General features: G+C 26.8%; 14 protein-coding genes. 9 read left to right on the top strand and 5 right to left on the bottom strand.

Annotated elements, in window-relative coordinates; genetic code table 11:
* Positions 1 to 39 precede the first annotated feature (39 nt).
* The 3 genes from fba to BN346_RS03060 all read right to left on the bottom strand — a co-directional run bounded on the left by fba (position 40) and on the right by BN346_RS03060 (position 2,260).
* Positions 40 to 987, bottom strand: coding sequence for a class II fructose-1,6-bisphosphate aldolase (fba, locus tag BN346_RS03070; protein ID WP_034439226.1), 948 nt, complete (start codon positions 985 to 987; stop codon positions 40 to 42).
* 128 nt (positions 988 to 1,115) lie between these two features.
* Positions 1,116 to 1,496, bottom strand: a complete 381-nt coding sequence (locus tag BN346_RS03065) for a DUF4363 family protein (RefSeq protein WP_034439223.1) — start codon at positions 1,494 to 1,496, stop codon at positions 1,116 to 1,118.
* Positions 1,497 to 1,525: 29 nt separating this feature from the next.
* Complete coding sequence (locus BN346_RS03060) at positions 1,526 to 2,260, bottom strand: DUF421 domain-containing protein (protein WP_242838381.1); 735 nt, start codon at positions 2,258 to 2,260, stop codon at positions 1,526 to 1,528.
* A gap of 267 nt (positions 2,261 to 2,527) precedes the next feature.
* On the opposite strand from BN346_RS03060, the gene BN346_RS03055 reads away from it, so the two are divergent.
* The 7 genes from BN346_RS03055 to BN346_RS03025 all read left to right on the top strand — a co-directional run bounded on the left by BN346_RS03055 (position 2,528) and on the right by BN346_RS03025 (position 9,958).
* On the top strand, positions 2,528 to 4,183 hold the full coding sequence (locus tag BN346_RS03055) for a nucleoside kinase (protein ID WP_034439221.1): 1,656 nt from the start codon (positions 2,528 to 2,530) through the stop codon (positions 4,181 to 4,183).
* A gap of 213 nt (positions 4,184 to 4,396) precedes the next feature.
* Positions 4,397 to 5,080: an L-serine ammonia-lyase, iron-sulfur-dependent subunit beta gene (sdaAB, locus tag BN346_RS03050; RefSeq protein ID WP_034439218.1), complete on the top strand. Its 684-nt coding sequence runs from the start codon at positions 4,397 to 4,399 to the stop codon at positions 5,078 to 5,080.
* A 3-nt stretch (positions 5,081 to 5,083) separates the two neighbouring features.
* Positions 5,084 to 5,962, top strand: coding sequence for an L-serine ammonia-lyase, iron-sulfur-dependent, subunit alpha (gene sdaAA, locus BN346_RS03045; RefSeq protein ID WP_034439216.1), 879 nt, complete (start codon positions 5,084 to 5,086; stop codon positions 5,960 to 5,962).
* A 278-nt stretch (positions 5,963 to 6,240) separates the two neighbouring features.
* Complete coding sequence (gene cax / locus BN346_RS03040; RefSeq protein ID WP_034439214.1) at positions 6,241 to 7,338, top strand: calcium/proton exchanger; 1,098 nt, start codon at positions 6,241 to 6,243, stop codon at positions 7,336 to 7,338.
* Between the two features lie 139 nt (positions 7,339 to 7,477).
* On the top strand, positions 7,478 to 7,807 hold the full coding sequence (locus BN346_RS03035) for a methyl-accepting chemotaxis domain-containing protein (RefSeq protein WP_034439211.1): 330 nt from the start codon (positions 7,478 to 7,480) through the stop codon (positions 7,805 to 7,807).
* A gap of 200 nt (positions 7,808 to 8,007) precedes the next feature.
* Complete coding sequence (locus tag BN346_RS03030) at positions 8,008 to 8,901, top strand: YegS/Rv2252/BmrU family lipid kinase (RefSeq protein ID WP_034439210.1); 894 nt, start codon at positions 8,008 to 8,010, stop codon at positions 8,899 to 8,901.
* A 394-nt stretch (positions 8,902 to 9,295) separates the two neighbouring features.
* Positions 9,296 to 9,958: a hypothetical protein gene (locus BN346_RS03025; protein WP_034439209.1), complete on the top strand. Its 663-nt coding sequence runs from the start codon at positions 9,296 to 9,298 to the stop codon at positions 9,956 to 9,958.
* Positions 9,959 to 10,031: 73 nt separating this feature from the next.
* Here the strand turns inward: BN346_RS03025 and BN346_RS03020 are convergent, their stop codons facing one another.
* Together BN346_RS03020 and BN346_RS03015 are read right to left on the bottom strand one after the other, a co-directional pair.
* Positions 10,032 to 11,984, bottom strand: coding sequence for a YgiQ family radical SAM protein (locus BN346_RS03020; RefSeq protein WP_101541669.1), 1,953 nt, complete (start codon positions 11,982 to 11,984; stop codon positions 10,032 to 10,034).
* 349 nt (positions 11,985 to 12,333) lie between these two features.
* Positions 12,334 to 13,377, bottom strand: coding sequence for a M42 family metallopeptidase (locus BN346_RS03015; RefSeq protein WP_101541668.1), 1,044 nt, complete (start codon positions 13,375 to 13,377; stop codon positions 12,334 to 12,336).
* 283 nt (positions 13,378 to 13,660) lie between these two features.
* On the opposite strand from BN346_RS03015, the gene BN346_RS03010 reads away from it, so the two are divergent.
* Entirely contained in the window at positions 13,661 to 14,995 is a 1,335-nt protein-coding gene (locus BN346_RS03010) for a VanW family protein (protein WP_034439206.1), read from the top strand.
* 111 nt (positions 14,996 to 15,106) lie between these two features.
* The gene (locus BN346_RS03005; RefSeq protein WP_034439205.1) at positions 15,107 to 15,601 is read left to right on the top strand and encodes a hypothetical protein; all 495 of its coding nucleotides are present in this window, start codon (positions 15,107 to 15,109) and stop codon (positions 15,599 to 15,601) included.
* Positions 15,602 to 15,630: the final 29 nt, after the last annotated feature.

The following is a 15,630-nucleotide window of genomic DNA, read 5'->3' as shown; positions in this document are numbered from 1 at the left end:
ATAATTTAAATTATTTTGAGTTTATTTTTTATATCTATATTAATTCATAGAGTTAGCAGAACCTAAAACTTCATCTATTTTAGCTTCAACTAAAGTTTCTATATTTTTTCTTGATTCACCAAGATATTTTCTTGGATCAAATTGACTTGGATTTTCAGCTAAGTATTTTCTTATACTTCCAGTCATAGCAAGTCTTATATCTGTATCCATGTTTATTTTACAAACTGCCATAGCAGAAGCTTTTCTTAACATTTCTGCAGGAACACCTTTAGCTCCGTTTATTTCTCCACCATTATCATTGCACATTTTTACAAAATTTTGATCAACTGAAGAAGCACCATGTAAAACTATTGGATAATTATGAAAACCAGCTTCTTCTAATTTTTTCGTAATTGTTTCTAATCTATCAAAGTCAAGTTTTGCTTCACCTTTAAATTTGTAAGCACCATGACTTGTTCCTATAGCTATAGCTAAAGAATCAACTCCAGTTCTTTTTACAAAATCAACTGCTTGATCTGGGTCAGTGTAAGTAGCTTCATGTGCAGCAACTTTTACTTCGTCTTCTACACCAGCAAGTTTTCCAAGTTCAGCTTCTACAACAACACCTCTTGCATGAGCATAATCTACAACTTCTTTAGTAAGTTTTACATTTTCTTCATATTCATAGTGAGAACCATCAAACATTACAGATGTAAAACCAACTTCAATACATTTTTTCACTAAATCTAAAGAATCACCATGATCTAGATGCAATGCTATATCAAGACCACTTTCTTTTGCTGCGGCTTCAGCTAATGCCTTTAAATAATCTGGTCTCATATATTTCATAGCTCCACTAGAAACTTGAAGTATAACTGCAGAGTTTTTAGTCTTACATCCATCAACAATTCCTTGAATTATTTCCATGTTATTAATGTTGAAAGCGCCTATAGCGTATTTTCCTTGAAATGCTTTATCAAACATTTTTTTTGTAGTAACTAATGCCATAATAAATCCACCTTTCACTTTAAAAAATATTTATAATATAATACAATTAAGTAGAATAAATATTCTAAAACATATAAATAGTATAACACATAAGGTTAATGTAGTACATTAAATTCGAATCTAAAATTTTAAAAAATATTTCTTAAAGTTATAGATTCTTCATCCTTCATAGACTTAATCAATCCTTTTATACTATGAACAGATGATAAAGAGTGTGTTTTATCTTTTTCATTAACATATTGAGTTAGTTTTAGTATTTCAACATACACATTGTCTAAATGTTGATGCTCTGAAAATAATGATATAAGCTTTATAGAATCTTCATAATCTGTAAGCAATTTCAAAGAATTGACGTAAGCATCATCCCATTTTTCAAAAGCTATAGTTTCTTCTGTTTCAGTAGTCAAATTTAGAAGATAATCACAAGTTTGTACTGTATAGTTAGTAGCAAAAAATATTCCTATTAGCATTATACCAAAAATTGTGAAAGGTAAAATCATTTTTTTCATATTTTCTTAGCTCCCTGTTAATAAAATTATTATTTATTTTTATTATTATTTTTATTTGAAGAAGAATTTTTAACAAAATTTATTAGACTATCCTTAAGTTCATTAGTGCTATTAGCATTAATAGAAGTAAAGGTGTTGTTCTCTTCATTTTTTAATTGAATAAACATTTCGTTTTTGTCATATACAATAGCGACGACAACATCACTAAAGTTTATAATATTTCTTTTATTTAATTGTGATTTAAGCCATTTTTCATCTTTTTTTAATTCTTTTAAATTATATTTATTTACTATTCCATCACTTATAACAACTAAAGGAAGAGGGTTATCAGCAAGTGTAATATTAAGTTGCTTAGCTGTTAAAGGTGATACAGTTTCCTTAGGCATTACAGAAATATTTCCATTAGTTTCTAAAATGGCGTAGTGAATTTCAGCTAAATTGAAATATCCATTTAGTCGTAATTCTTCCATTAAGTCATCTAAATTAAAACGCTGATTTCTAAGTTCATCCATATCAACTCTACCATCTTTAATTAAAATGCTAGGTTCACCATTGAAAAGTGTTCTAAATTTTTCGCTTTTAAGTTGGATAAAGGATGTTAAAACTTGAAGCATTACAATAGTTATTATCGGTACAATAGAATTAGTTAGTGGTATTCCGTTGTTCTCCATAGGTAAAACACCAAGTTCAGAAATCATAAGAGCTGTTACTAAATCAAAAGGTTCAAGTTGACCTAGTTCTCTTTTTCCCATTATTCTCATCATGAATAAAAGAAAAAAATAAAGTATTAAAGTTCTAATTACTGAAATAAGCAAAAAAATCACCTCTTAAAATAAAAATAGAAATATAAAACATGTCTAAAACTTAGTCTGTGAATAAAACAAAAAAATATAACAAAAAGTTATAAATGTTATTAGAATTGCATAAAATTTATATTTAAAAGGTTGTTTTTATAAAATGCATTTTATAAGATACAAAAAATAGAAATTCTTATATAATAATATTAACTCAGAATTAGGGGGATATTTATTATGATTAAAATAAATGTAATATCTAACAATAAAACTATAGATATAGAAAAAAATACTACTGCATATGACCTTATAAAAAACAATGAATTAGAGCAAAATATACCTATCACATTATGTAGAATAAATGGTAAATTGTCAGAATTGGGCACAATAATCGATGAAAATAGTGAATTTGAAGTAGTAGATATAAAAGATAAATTTGGAATGGCAACTTACACAAGAACACTTCAATTTGTGCTTATTAAAGCGACTTTAGAATTATTTAAAGATGCTAAAATAACTATAGAACACTCTTTAAGTAAAGGATTATTTGGAGAGATAACTAAAGAACCTAAACTAGATATTGATGATATATATTTAATAAAGGAAAAGATGAATGAAATAATACAAAAGGATATAAGAATAAATAAGGTTTCAATTGATGTTAAAGAAGCTTTAAAGATATTTGAAAAGTATGGAATGGAGGACAAAATACGTCTTTTAAAATCAAGAAATTTAAGTAAAGTAAGTTTATATGAAATGGATGGTCAATATGACTATTTTTATGGTCCTATGGCATATTCTACAGGAGTTTTAAAAACTTTTGATTTAATATATTATGAACCAGGATTTATATTAAGATTTCCAACAATTGAAGAACCATTTAAAATTCCAAAATTTGAAAATCATAAAAAGCTTGCAAGTATATTTTATGAAGCTGAAAAATGGGGGAAATTGGTAGGCGTCAGTGATGTTGGTGCCTTGAATGAAAATGTAGAAATGGGCGAATTTGTAAACTTAATAAGAATTTGTGAAGCTTTACATGAAAAAAAAATTGCGTCTATAGCAGATGAAATTAGCTCCAATAAAAATGTGAATATTGTGTTAATTGCAGGGCCGTCATCTTCAGGTAAAACAACATTCTCTAAAAGATTAAGTATACAATTACAAGTTAATGGAGTTGTGCCAACACCTATATCGTTAGATGATTATTTTGTAAATCGAGAAAGAACACCACAAGATGAATTTGGAGAATACGACTTTGAATCTATATATGCACTAGATTTAGAACTATTTAATATTCATTTGAAAAAGTTATTAAGTGGAGAAGAAGTAGAAATTCCATCTTATAGTTTTAAATTAGGAAAAAGGGAATGGTTAGGAAGAAAAATGAAACTTCCAAAGAACGGAGTTTTAATTGTAGAAGGTATCCATGGTTTAAATGAAATGTTAACATCTTCAATTGAAAAAGAAAGAAAATTTAAAATTTATATTAGCCCATTGACACAACTTAACTTAGATGACCATAATAGAATAGCAACGACAGATATTAGAATAATAAGAAGAATTGTTAGGGATTATCTTTCAAGAGGATACGATGCGGAAAACACATTAAAAATGTGGCCATCTATAAGACGTGGAGAAGAAAAAAACATCTTTATATTTCAAGAAAATGTAGATGCAATGTTTAACTCAGCGCTTATGTATGAATTATGCATTTTGAAAAAGTTTGCATTAGAAGAACTTTTAAAAATAAATGAAAATAGCAAAGTATATGATGAAGCTAAAAGACTTATAAGTTTTCTAAATTTCTTTAAGGAAGTAGATATGAATTTAGTTCCAAGTAATTCAATAATTAGAGAATTTATAGGTGGAAGTTGTTTTTATGAGTATTAAATTTTAACTAAAAAACTCATAAATATGATAAATTGAATTATTAATCTTCAATTACTATCAATTTCCTTTGTAAAAAATAATTCTACGTATTACAATAGTCATTGCAATAGAGTTGTCTTAAACAAACTAGCATTAATATTTAGAGGCGTCAAAATATTACTAGTTTGATATATAAAACTGCAATTATTATAAAAACGATGTAGGAGGAAACATATGAAAAATTATAGTGCTTTTGATATTTTAGGACCTATAATGATAGGTCCATCTAGTTCACATACAGCAGGAGCAGCAAGACTTGCTAAAATAGCAGCAAAAATAGGTGGAGAAAAAATAAAAAAAGTAAGATTTTTACTACATGGTTCTTTTGCTAAAACTTACAAAGGTCACGGAACAGATAAAGCATTAGTTGCTGGAATTTTAGGTATGGATCCAATGGATGAAAGATTAAGAAATTCAATGGAAATAGCAAAAGAAAAAGGCTTAGAATATACTTTTGAAGAGGCTGATTTAGGTGATGATGTTCACCCAAATACAGTTAAATTTATCATAACACCAGAAAATGGAGAAGAAGTTACCGTAGTAGGTTCATCTATTGGTGGTGGAAATATAGAAATTTTTGAAGTTGAGGGACAAAAGTTAAGATTTACTGGAGAGTACCCAACATTAATTATAAATCATGTAGATGTTCCAGGAATCATCTACAGAGTTACAACAGTACTATACAAATCAGAAATTAATATAGCATCTATGAATGTATATAGAAAAGCTAAAGGTTCTGAGGCGGCTATGGTTGTAGAAGTTGAACAAGTTGTAGATAACGATGTATTAGATCAAATAAGACAACTTGAAAACATAAACAGTGTTGACCAAATAGTACCACCAAAGGAAGGAGAATAAACTATGTTTGCAAATACAGCAGTAGAAGTTATAGAAGTTTGTAAAAGAGAAAATATAAGTATAGCAGAATATACAATAAGAGAAGAGATGGAAACAACTGGACTTAGCCGTGAAGAGTTAATGGAGAAAATGTCTAGAAACTTAGAAGTAATGAAAAAAGCTGCTAAGGAAGCAATGGAAAGAGAAGTTATCTCTGTAAGTGGATTAATCGGTGGAGATGCAGTAAAATTAAAAAAATATTTAGAAGCTGGAAAAACACTATGTGGAGATGTTATGGTTAAAGCAATGGCAAGAGCTTTATCAACTTCAGAAATAAATGCAGCAATGGGAAGAATAGTTGCAGCACCTACAGCAGGTAGCTGTGGAATAGTACCAGGAGTTGTTTTAACTGCAGGTGAAAAATTAGAAAAAACTGATGAAGAATTAATCATGGCTTTATATTCAGCATCAGGAGTTGGAGTTTTAATAGCTAAAAATGCAACTCTTGCTGGTGCTGAAGGTGGATGCCAAGCTGAGTGTGGAAGTGCAGCAGCAATGGCAGCAGCAGCAGTAGTAGAAATGATGGGCGGAACAGCTGAAATGGCTTTTGATGCAGGTGCGATTGTTATAAAAAATGTAGAAGGATTAGTTTGTGATCCAATAGCAGGATTGGTTGAAATACCATGTGCTAAGAGAAATGTTGCAGGAGCAGTAAGTGCATTAACAACTGCTGAACTTGTAATGGCAGGAGTAGGAAGTAAAATTCCTTTCGATGATTGTATAGCAGCAATGTACAAAATAGGAAGAGAAATGCCAGCTGCATTAAGAGAAACTGCTTTAGGCGGACTTGCAGTAACTCCATGCGGATTAAAATTAAGAAAAAAAGCATTAAAAGAAGATTAATACATATTTATAAAATAAATTTTAAAATCCTTATTAGTATTTTACTAATAAGGATTTTTTGTTGTATAAAAACTATTAAATTTGTATGATTATAAATTATTGTCAAGATCTAACTATATATGAATAAAAACTTTAATATAAAGTAATTTGAAATAATGATTTAAATTTATAAAAGAATATTTGTGAATACAAGTTTTTTATAACAAAAAATAAATTTTGTGTCATTTTGTCAAAAATTGAATATTTTATTAATAGACCATGAGATATAGGAGGTAATGATGGAAGCTAAAAATAAAAATGTAGATAGCTACTTTAAAGTTTTAAAATTTAGTATACCTATTATAGTGTCTATAAGTTTGATGTTTATAGAAACAACATCTTTAATTATAAATATAATTTTATATTCATGTTCGATGATACCATTATCTATAATTTTAGGTAATCAAACATCTGATATAACCGAATATATTGGAGAAAAAAAGGGTGGTCTATTAGCGGCAACAGTTGGAAATTTACCAGAATTAATGATGGGGTTGTGGTCAATTAAATATGGAATGATAGCTATGGCACAAGCAGGTCTTATGGGAGCAGTTATAACCAATATGTTACTAGGGCTAGGACTTGCAATATTTTGTGGTGGAGTAAAATATAAGGAGCAAAAATTTAATAAAGCACTTGCTAGAACTAATTTTCAACTTTTGCTTTTGGCAATTGCATCTATAATTATAATAAGCTCTTTAGATGGAAATGTATTATTGGATAATAAAAAAGCAACTACTATAAGTGCAGTAGTATCTATAGTATTAATATTTATATATATATTAGGGCTTATATTTTCATTATACACACATAGAAACTTATTTATAGCATCTAATGATAAAGCAGAACATTATACTAATGAGAAGAAATTAAATAAACAAAGTATAATTATAATTTTAAAAATAATATTTGTATCAATAATATTATATTTTATAAGTGAGAAATTAATATATAATGTAAATAGAGTAGTTGAAACTTATAAAGTATCGGAAGAGTTTATAGGGATAATATTGATACCACTTTTAGGAAGCTTTGGAGAAAATGCTACAAGTATAGTTTGTGCACTGAATAATAAGGTAGATTGTAGTTTAGAAACAGCAATAGGATCAAGTATTCAAATCTCACTTTTTGTTACACCTCTCTTAATAATAATATCATTTTTTATGGGGCTTAATATGACTTTAGTCTTTAGTCATTTTCAGATAATAATGCTTATAATAGCATTAGCTATGTCATATTTTGTATTTCAAGATGGAAAAACCTATTGGCTAGAAGGTGGAATACTAACAGCTACTTATGTAATTATAACTATAGGATATTATTTTATAGGAATGTAATTAAATAAAATGTATAGGATTATAAAAATAATTGTTCTTTTTTTATTACTATATTCATAAAGTTAAGTATATAAGCTTATTTAAAATTAATAGATATCTGAAAAAAAGATAAGATGTCTTATGAAAATAGGGTGATGAGATGAGCCATAGAATAGTAATAGAAGAGTACTATAAGGATATAAATAATTTATCAATGCTGTTAAATGGTACTGTTAATTCATATAAGGTATTAGTTAGTACAGCAAATGATTTTAATAATATGGCATTAGCAAAAAAAAGTGATGTAAAAAATGCTATAAAAAGAGCAAATGAGTTAGGTGAAGTAGTAGATGATATGATAAGTGCTTTTAGTGATAGTATAAAGAGTTATAACAGATATATAAAAACTAAATCAGATGTTATAAATCAAATTTCCAATAGTAATTTTGTTAGGATTGAACTAGATAATGCATTAAAAAGAACTGAGTAATAAAATGCTAACTTAGAAATTTTGAATTAGAAGCATGGTTAAATAAACATGTTTTTAGGCACATGACAAAATGGGTATCTATTAAATGGATATATTATTTTTCTCATGTGCCTTAATTATGTAAATAAACTTGAGAATTGCTAATATAAAAGGTACAATTATAAAATAGATGTTTATGTTAAATTTATAGGAGGAAAGCTATGAAAAAAGTTAAGTTTATCTATAATCCTTATTCAGGGGAGAATTCAATAGTATCAGAACTTGATAAAGTTATACAAATTCATCAACAATATGGATATATAGTTGAACCATATAGAATACAAAGAGATGAATCTATATCAAATGCTTTTGATAGTATAGATAATGATTTTAAATATATATTAATAGCTGGTGGGGATGGAACTATTGACTCAGTAGTTAATGAAATGAAACATAAAAAGATTGATATACCAATAGGTGTATTACCTGTTGGTACAGCAAATGATTTTGCAAAAAACATAGTTGGAATGCCACAAGATATAGAGAAGGCATTAATTCAAATATTAGAAAGTCAAGAAAAATATTTGGATTTAGGTAAAATAAATGAAAAATATTTTGTTAATGTTGCAAGTGCAGGAGTATTTACAGATGTATCTCAAAAAATAGATGTTCATTTGAAAAATACAATGGGGAAAATGGCGTATTATATAAAAGGACTTGAAGAGATACCTAACATAAGAAAGTTAAAAGTAAAAGTAGAATCAAAAGATTTTAAATTTGATGGGAATATGTATCTTATGTTAATATTTAATGGAAAAACGGCTGGTAATTTAAAATTAGCACAATCATCAGAAGCTGATGACGGACTTTTAGATGTTATTATTGTAAAAAGTGATATTGTAAGAAATGCTCTTAATAATTTTATAGTTATGCTAAAGAAAAGAGACATATATGAAATGGATGGAGTTTTATGTTTTAAGACAGATAAAGTAACTATAGAGTGTGATGAAGATATTGTTACAGATATAGATGGAGAAAAAGGACCAGAATTTCCATTGAAAATAAGTTGTGCAAGAAAAGCTTTAAAAGTATTAGGATATTTATATGAAAGTTAATAGTGATATATTTTAAGTTTAAAGGAGGTTTTAACCTCCTTTTTTTATTGTGGAGGAGTTGAAGGTAAATTTAATTTATAACTTTTTACATATTTAGTTTATGATTTATGTGACTATATAATTTTAAATTATGTACTAAAAAAGATTGTTTCATATTTTTTAGTGATATATTAAAGAATATAATAAAATTTAGAACTGATAGGTTAATTTAAGTAGTTTAAGATGAAAATAGGAATTAGATAATGTGCATAACTTGCTTTATTAGTTAATATAATCTAGTGAAGGATAAAATATATATTAAGTAAATTGATGAATAACATTTATAAGTATTTGTTTAAAATTAAATAAAACTTTAAACGGAAATTTCAGTATGTTTAAACTTGGGGGGATAGGTTTGGATTATATATATTTATTAGGAATATTTCTGATGGTATTACTTTTGTATGAAGGAGTAACTACAGCCTTTAGTTATGCACCTAAAAAGATAAAACATATAACAATTGGTACATTAATTTTAGTTCTATTTAGGTACATTTCATTATTTATATTATTTATAAATAAAAAACCTTTGTATTTATATCTTTTAAAACCTATAATTTTTTTAGAAATAGTTTATTTGCCTATAATAGGATTTATAACTATATATATGCTATATAGAAATGAAAAGATAAAGCTGAATTATTTCTATTCTATAGTATTAATATTTAGTTTATTTTATATTTTTGTAACATTAAAGTCGCCTGTTAATACAATGCTGTCAGATATATATGGATATGTCATAATTTTAAGAGAAGATTATGGATTATACTTAATATTAGAAGTTGTAAATACAATATATTTAATATTAGCTATGAAGGCTTTAGGTTATAAGTACTCTAATAAACTAGGATTAGCACTTATGATACTTTCAGCAAGTTTAACAGTATTAACAATTCTAATAAGTTTATTGGGTGTGAATTTATTTGGAGTGAAAATTTTAGGTGAAATATTATGGATTCTAACATTAGTATATTCATTAAGACAATTTAAGAAGAAAAGTATAATCTTAACTAAATAGTTTAAAATTAAATTTAAATAAGAAATGTCATATAAAAGCAGTTGTTAAGCACTACTTTTATATGACTATTTTATTATCTTCTTCTACTATTTTTAGAAAAAGTCTTAGTAGAAGTTTTTTTATTATTTTTATTGTTACTAGATTTAGTTTTTTTAATAGATTCATTTTTAGATGTAGTATCCTTAGAAACATCTTTTACCTTTTTACCTTGATAACCTTTGTGTTTAATTGGTCTAGGTCCAATTAAACAATTTGGTGAAAAACCTATTAAATCTTCTCTTTTAGCACAAATCAGAGCATTTTTTACAAGTGTATGATTATCAGCATTGCTAAATTGTAATAGAGCTCTTTGCATGCTTTTTTCTTTTTGAGATTTAGGAACATAAACTTGTTCATTAGTTATTGGATTTATTCCAGTATAATAAATAGTTGTTGAAAGACTTCCAGGAGTAGGATAAAAATCTTGTACTTGTTCAGGCATATGTCCCATAGTTTTTATGTACTCAGCAAGTTCAACAGCTTCATTTAAACTACTACCAGGATGACTAGACATAAGATATGGAACTACAAATTGATTTTTCCCCAATTTCTTGTTTATATCAGCATATTTTTTCTTGAAATTGTCATAGACTTGTCTTTTAGGTTTTCCCATTTGTGCAAGAACTTTATCACTTACATGTTCAGGGGCTACTTTTAGCTGTCCGCTGATATGATGTTCACAAAGTTCATGGAAAAATTTTGGATTTTTATCTTCCATTAAATAGTCATAACGAATACCAGAACGAATAAATACTTTTTTTACTTTAGGTAAAGTTCTAACCTTTTTTAATAAGCTTAAGTATTCACTATGATCAACTATAAGATTTTTACATGGTGTAGGGAACATACACTGTCTATTTTTACAAACACCATGTTCAATTTGCTTTTTACAAGCTCTATGTCTAAAGTTTGCAGTAGGACCACCTATATCATGTATGTATCCTTTAAAATCTTTATCATTAGTTAAAATTTTAGCTTCTTCTATTATTGAATTTTGACTTCTATTTTGAATAACTCTTCCTTGGTGATAAGTTAATGCACAAAATGAACAACTTCCAAAACAACCTCTGTGGCTTGTAATTGAAAATTTGACTTCATTTATAGCTGGAATTCCGCCAAGTGCTTCGTAAATTGGATGATACGTTCTAGCATATGGTAAGTTATAAACTCTATCCATTTCAGCTTCTGATAATGGTTTTTGTGGTGGATTTTGAACTACATATTTATCGTTGCAAGGTTCTACTATTGTTTTACCCCAAACATAATCTTGTTCCTTTGAATAAAGTTTATAACTCTCAGCATAGGCTTTCTTATCATTTGAAACATCTTCAAATGATGGAAGTATTATGTAATCATTTAATTTAGAAATATCATTAGTAAGATAACAAGTACCTCTAACATGATGAAGTCTATCTATAGAACTGCCATAACTTAAAAATTTAGCAACCTCTATAATTGGATTTTCACCCATACCATAAATTAGAAGATCAGCTTTAGAATCTAATAAAATACTTTTTCTTACTTTGTCATCCCAATAATCGTAGTGAGAAAATCTTCTAAGACTAGCTTCAATACCTCCAATTATTATAGGTACATTTTTATAAGCTTCTCTTGCTCTATTGGAATATACAATTACAGCTCTATTTGGTCTATATCCTGATTTTCCACCAGGTGAGTAAAAATCATCACTTCTTTTTTTCTTAGCTGCAGTATAATGGTTAACCATTGAGTCAATATTTCCTGAGTTAATTAAAAAACCAAGACGAGGTTCACCAAGTTTTCTAAAATCATCGACAGAATGCCAGTTAGGTTGAGCTATAACACCAACAGTATATCCTTCTGATTCTAAAAGTCTACCAATTATGGCAGTACCAAAAGAAGGGTGATCTATATATGCATCTCCAGTTATAATTATAAAATCTAACTGATCTATATCACGTTTTTTCATATCATCTTTACTTATAGGTAAAAATTGATTATTTACTATCATAAAAAACCTCCAAATTTTAAATTTATAGGGTTCTAGGGTAATATTTTATATGCTTATAGGGAAACAAGCTCGAATTCAAAACTATTCTTTTAGCTGTAAATATATTGCTTTCAAAAGAAATGCTTGTTATAAAATGATTCCGAGCTAGTTTCACTCTTAAGGGTATCCAAGTTTTGGAACTAATAATTAATAAATTAATTTCTAATTCTTAAACATAAGACATCTATTCATCTTAACATAATGAAAAAGAAATATAAATAACAATAAATGTAATTATAAACACAAAAATAAAAAATCCATACTATTTAAAGTATGGACTTTTTATAAAAATATATATAGTTAAGGTTTATTTAACTGCTTCTTGAACATACTTGATTATTAAGTCTACAGTTGCTAATACTGAATCAGTATGTGTTCTTTCATATCCGTGAGATGCAAATATTCCAGCTCCAATTAAAGCTGTTTTAACATCGTATCCAGCTCTAAGTGCTGCAGAAGCATCAGAACCATAACTAGGATATGTGTCTATTCTATATTCTATATTATTAGCTTTACAAAGCTCTGTAAGTCTAACTCTTAAATCTAAATCATATGGACCAGAAGAATCTTTAGCTGCTATACAGCAAGCATATTCTGTTGAATTTTGATCAAGTCCAGGACATCCCATATCAACAGCTACAAACTCTTTTGTATTAACAGGAATACCAGAGCATGCACCATGTCCTATTTCTTCATAATTACTTATAAATACATTTATTGTATGAGGAAGTTCTATTTTGTTTTCTACTATATATTTTAGAGAATATAAAAGCATACCAACACTAGCTTTATCATCAAGGTGTCTTGATTTTATGAAACCACTTTCAGTAAATCTAGTTCTAGTATCAAAACAAATAAAATCTCCAACATTAATTCCTAAAGCTTCAACATCTTCTTTAGATGAAACTTTTTCATCTAAAACAACTTCATAATTTTCAGCTGTTCTTTTAAGGTCTCTTGCTTCAGCTCCACTTATGTGAACAGATGGTTTTATTGTTTGAATTGTTCCTTCAAAACTTTTGCCATTAACACATTCAACTATACAATTTTCTCCTTCAACTGAGTTCATCATAAAACCACCAAGTTGAGTAAGGGAAAGTCTACCAGTACCTTTTATTCCAGTTACCATTGCACCTAAAGTATCAACGTGTGCAGATAAAGTTTTTTGATATTCATCATTTTTACCTTTAATTGTAGCAACTAAAGCACCTTTGTTTGTGAAATGATATTCTATTCCTAGTTTATCTAATTCACTAGCAATGTAAGGCATTATTTTCTTTGAATAACCAGTTGGACTTGGTATTGTTAATATATTATTTAAATAGTTTTTTATGCAATCTATGTTATACATAATTCCACCTCTTATATATAATGATTTTGAAAATACATAATAGAAATAAATTCTAAAATATTCATATATTTTCATCAATTTAAATATTAACATAATAAACAAATAAAATCTAGTAAAAAATTCACTAAATGAAAACAATTTCAATGAAGTTTGTAAAAATTTAATGTTCTATAAAATTTAGTTTTAATATTGAATCCTAAGTAATATAAATATAAAGACAAGCTAGAAGTATTAAGCATAATAATTTAATAAATTTTAAAATGATATATGGGGGAAAAACTTAATGAAAAAATTAAAAAAGATTGGATTTAAAATGTTAATTTTAGCTTTGGGAATTGTAATCATATCAATTACATTAGTTTATAAATATAGTACAAGGATATATCCTAAAATATACATAGAAAATATAAAAGTATCAAATTTAAAAATAGAGGAAGCCAAAGAAAAATTACATCATGAATTTGAAAAAAACATATCAAATAAAAAAATAGAAATAAGAGTTGAAGATAAGTTATTTAAAACAAGTTATGAGGAATTAGGAGTAAAGTTTGATACACAAAGAGCTATTGAAGATGCAATTAATATTGGGGAAAAAGAAAATTTTATAAAAAAACTTTACATGATTTTATTTCCTAAAAAAATAAATATAGAAATTAACTTAACGTATAACAATGAGGCAGTGGATGGAGTTATTTATTATATAGAAGGAGATGTAAATATAAAGCCAATAGAAAGTAAAATGACATTAGAAAGTAATGGATCATTTACAATAACAGATGAAGAAAATGGAGTTAGAATAAATAATGAAAGTTTAAAAAGTCAATTAGAAAAGTCAATAAATAAAAATATTAATGAAGAAATTATTAGAATTCAATGTGAGCTAGAACAATGGATACCAGAAAAAAGGAAGCAAAATTTAAGTAAGATAAATGGAGTAATATGTAGTTTTTCAACTAGTTTACAAAATTCTTCAGAACAAAGAAGAACAAATATAAAATTAGCGACAAAAGCAGTAGATAGTTATGTTGTTATGCCAAATGAAATATTTAGTTTTAATGATGTAGTTGGGGTTAGAACAGAAAGTAAGGGATATAAAAGGGCACATGTAATATTAGGAAATCAATATGTAGATGATGTAGGGGGAGGAATATGTCAAGTATCATCAACATTATATAATGCTATATTAAAGACTGATATAGAGGTTATAGAAAGAAAACCACATAGTAAAAAGATAAATTATGTTCCATTAGGTCAAGATGCTACGGTGAATTATGGTGCTATAGATTTTAAATTTAAAAATACATTAGAGGTACCTATATATATAAGAGGACAGGTTCAGGATAACTATGTAGGATTTCAAATATATTCAGATACATCGATAAATTTAAAAAGATATCAAATAGAAAGTGAAATAGAAGAAATTTTAAAGCCAAAAGATACAATTAAGTATAGTAGAGCTATAAGTAAAGGCCAAAGATTAGTAGAAAAAGAGGGCAAAATTGGATATGTAGTTAATACTTATAGAGTTTTATATAAGGATGGAAAAATGATAGAAAAAAAAATAGTAGCAAAGGATATATATAAAGCTGTAAATAATATTGTAATTGTAGGAATATAATAAAATTTTTTTAGATTATTTGTTAAAAGTTGAAATTATGATATAATTGAAAATATTAATAAAATATTAATAAAGTATTAACAAGATGATTTAAAAAGGAGTATTAGTTTTATGATTATAGTATGGATTGTTTCAGCTATTTTAGCATTATTAATAGGAATCATGATTTGGTGTAAAATATCTATTGAAATGGATAAGAAAAAGGGGATTCAATTTAAAAGTAAAGATTTGTTATATTTAGATGGTTATGAAGATTTAAGTGGGACAGATGATGTAACTATAACAGTATATTTTCATACTTTTTCTTTAGAATTTAAAAATAAAGGTAAAGTTGAAAAAATAAAGTTAAGAAGAATAAAAGATGTAAAGATATATCAGCAAGAAGAGTTATTAAGTGAAGTTAAATATCACAAAATAAAAACTACTCACAATTTTAATGATAAAAATATTGTTTCTAAGAAGTATATTGTAATAAAGGTTATGGAAGAGCAAGGAGATAGAACGTTAATTTTTGCATCAGGATTTCCAGAGTTAATTAAGGGAACTTTAGAAAAAGCTAAAGAAAGTGAAATAAATAATGATACACAAGCAGTTGTATCTAAATAAATATATTAATATAGTGTTAATAAAGTTTT

This window comes from Clostridium ihumii AP5 (assembly GCF_000612845.1).
GTDB lineage: Bacteria > Bacillota > Clostridia > Clostridiales > Clostridiaceae > Clostridium_J > Clostridium_J ihumii.
This window is presented reverse-complemented; position numbering and strand designations above follow the sequence as displayed.

Excerpts from the sequence above, each read along its gene's own strand:
- fba (WP_034439226.1), bottom strand. The coding sequence starts at position 987 with ATGGCATTAGTTACTACAAAAAAAATGTTTGATAAAGCATTTCAAGGA.
- cax (WP_034439214.1), top strand. The coding sequence starts at position 6,241 with ATGGAAGCTAAAAATAAAAATGTAGATAGCTACTTTAAAGTTTTAAAA.
- BN346_RS03005 (WP_034439205.1), top strand. The coding sequence starts at position 15,107 with ATGATTATAGTATGGATTGTTTCAGCTATTTTAGCATTATTAATAGGA.
- BN346_RS03035 (WP_034439211.1), top strand. The coding sequence starts at position 7,478 with ATGAGCCATAGAATAGTAATAGAAGAGTACTATAAGGATATAAATAAT.
- BN346_RS03060 (WP_242838381.1), bottom strand. The coding sequence starts at position 2,260 with ATGATGAGAATAATGGGAAAAAGAGAACTAGGTCAACTTGAACCTTTT.
- BN346_RS03015 (WP_101541668.1), bottom strand. The coding sequence starts at position 13,377 with ATGTATAACATAGATTGCATAAAAAACTATTTAAATAATATATTAACA.
- sdaAA (WP_034439216.1), top strand. The coding sequence starts at position 5,084 with ATGTTTGCAAATACAGCAGTAGAAGTTATAGAAGTTTGTAAAAGAGAA.
- BN346_RS03065 (WP_034439223.1), bottom strand. The coding sequence starts at position 1,496 with ATGAAAAAAATGATTTTACCTTTCACAATTTTTGGTATAATGCTAATA.
- sdaAB (WP_034439218.1), top strand. The coding sequence starts at position 4,397 with ATGAAAAATTATAGTGCTTTTGATATTTTAGGACCTATAATGATAGGT.
- BN346_RS03030 (WP_034439210.1), top strand. The coding sequence starts at position 8,008 with ATGAAAAAAGTTAAGTTTATCTATAATCCTTATTCAGGGGAGAATTCA.
- BN346_RS03055 (WP_034439221.1), top strand. The coding sequence starts at position 2,528 with ATGATTAAAATAAATGTAATATCTAACAATAAAACTATAGATATAGAA.
- BN346_RS03010 (WP_034439206.1), top strand. The coding sequence starts at position 13,661 with ATGAAAAAATTAAAAAAGATTGGATTTAAAATGTTAATTTTAGCTTTG.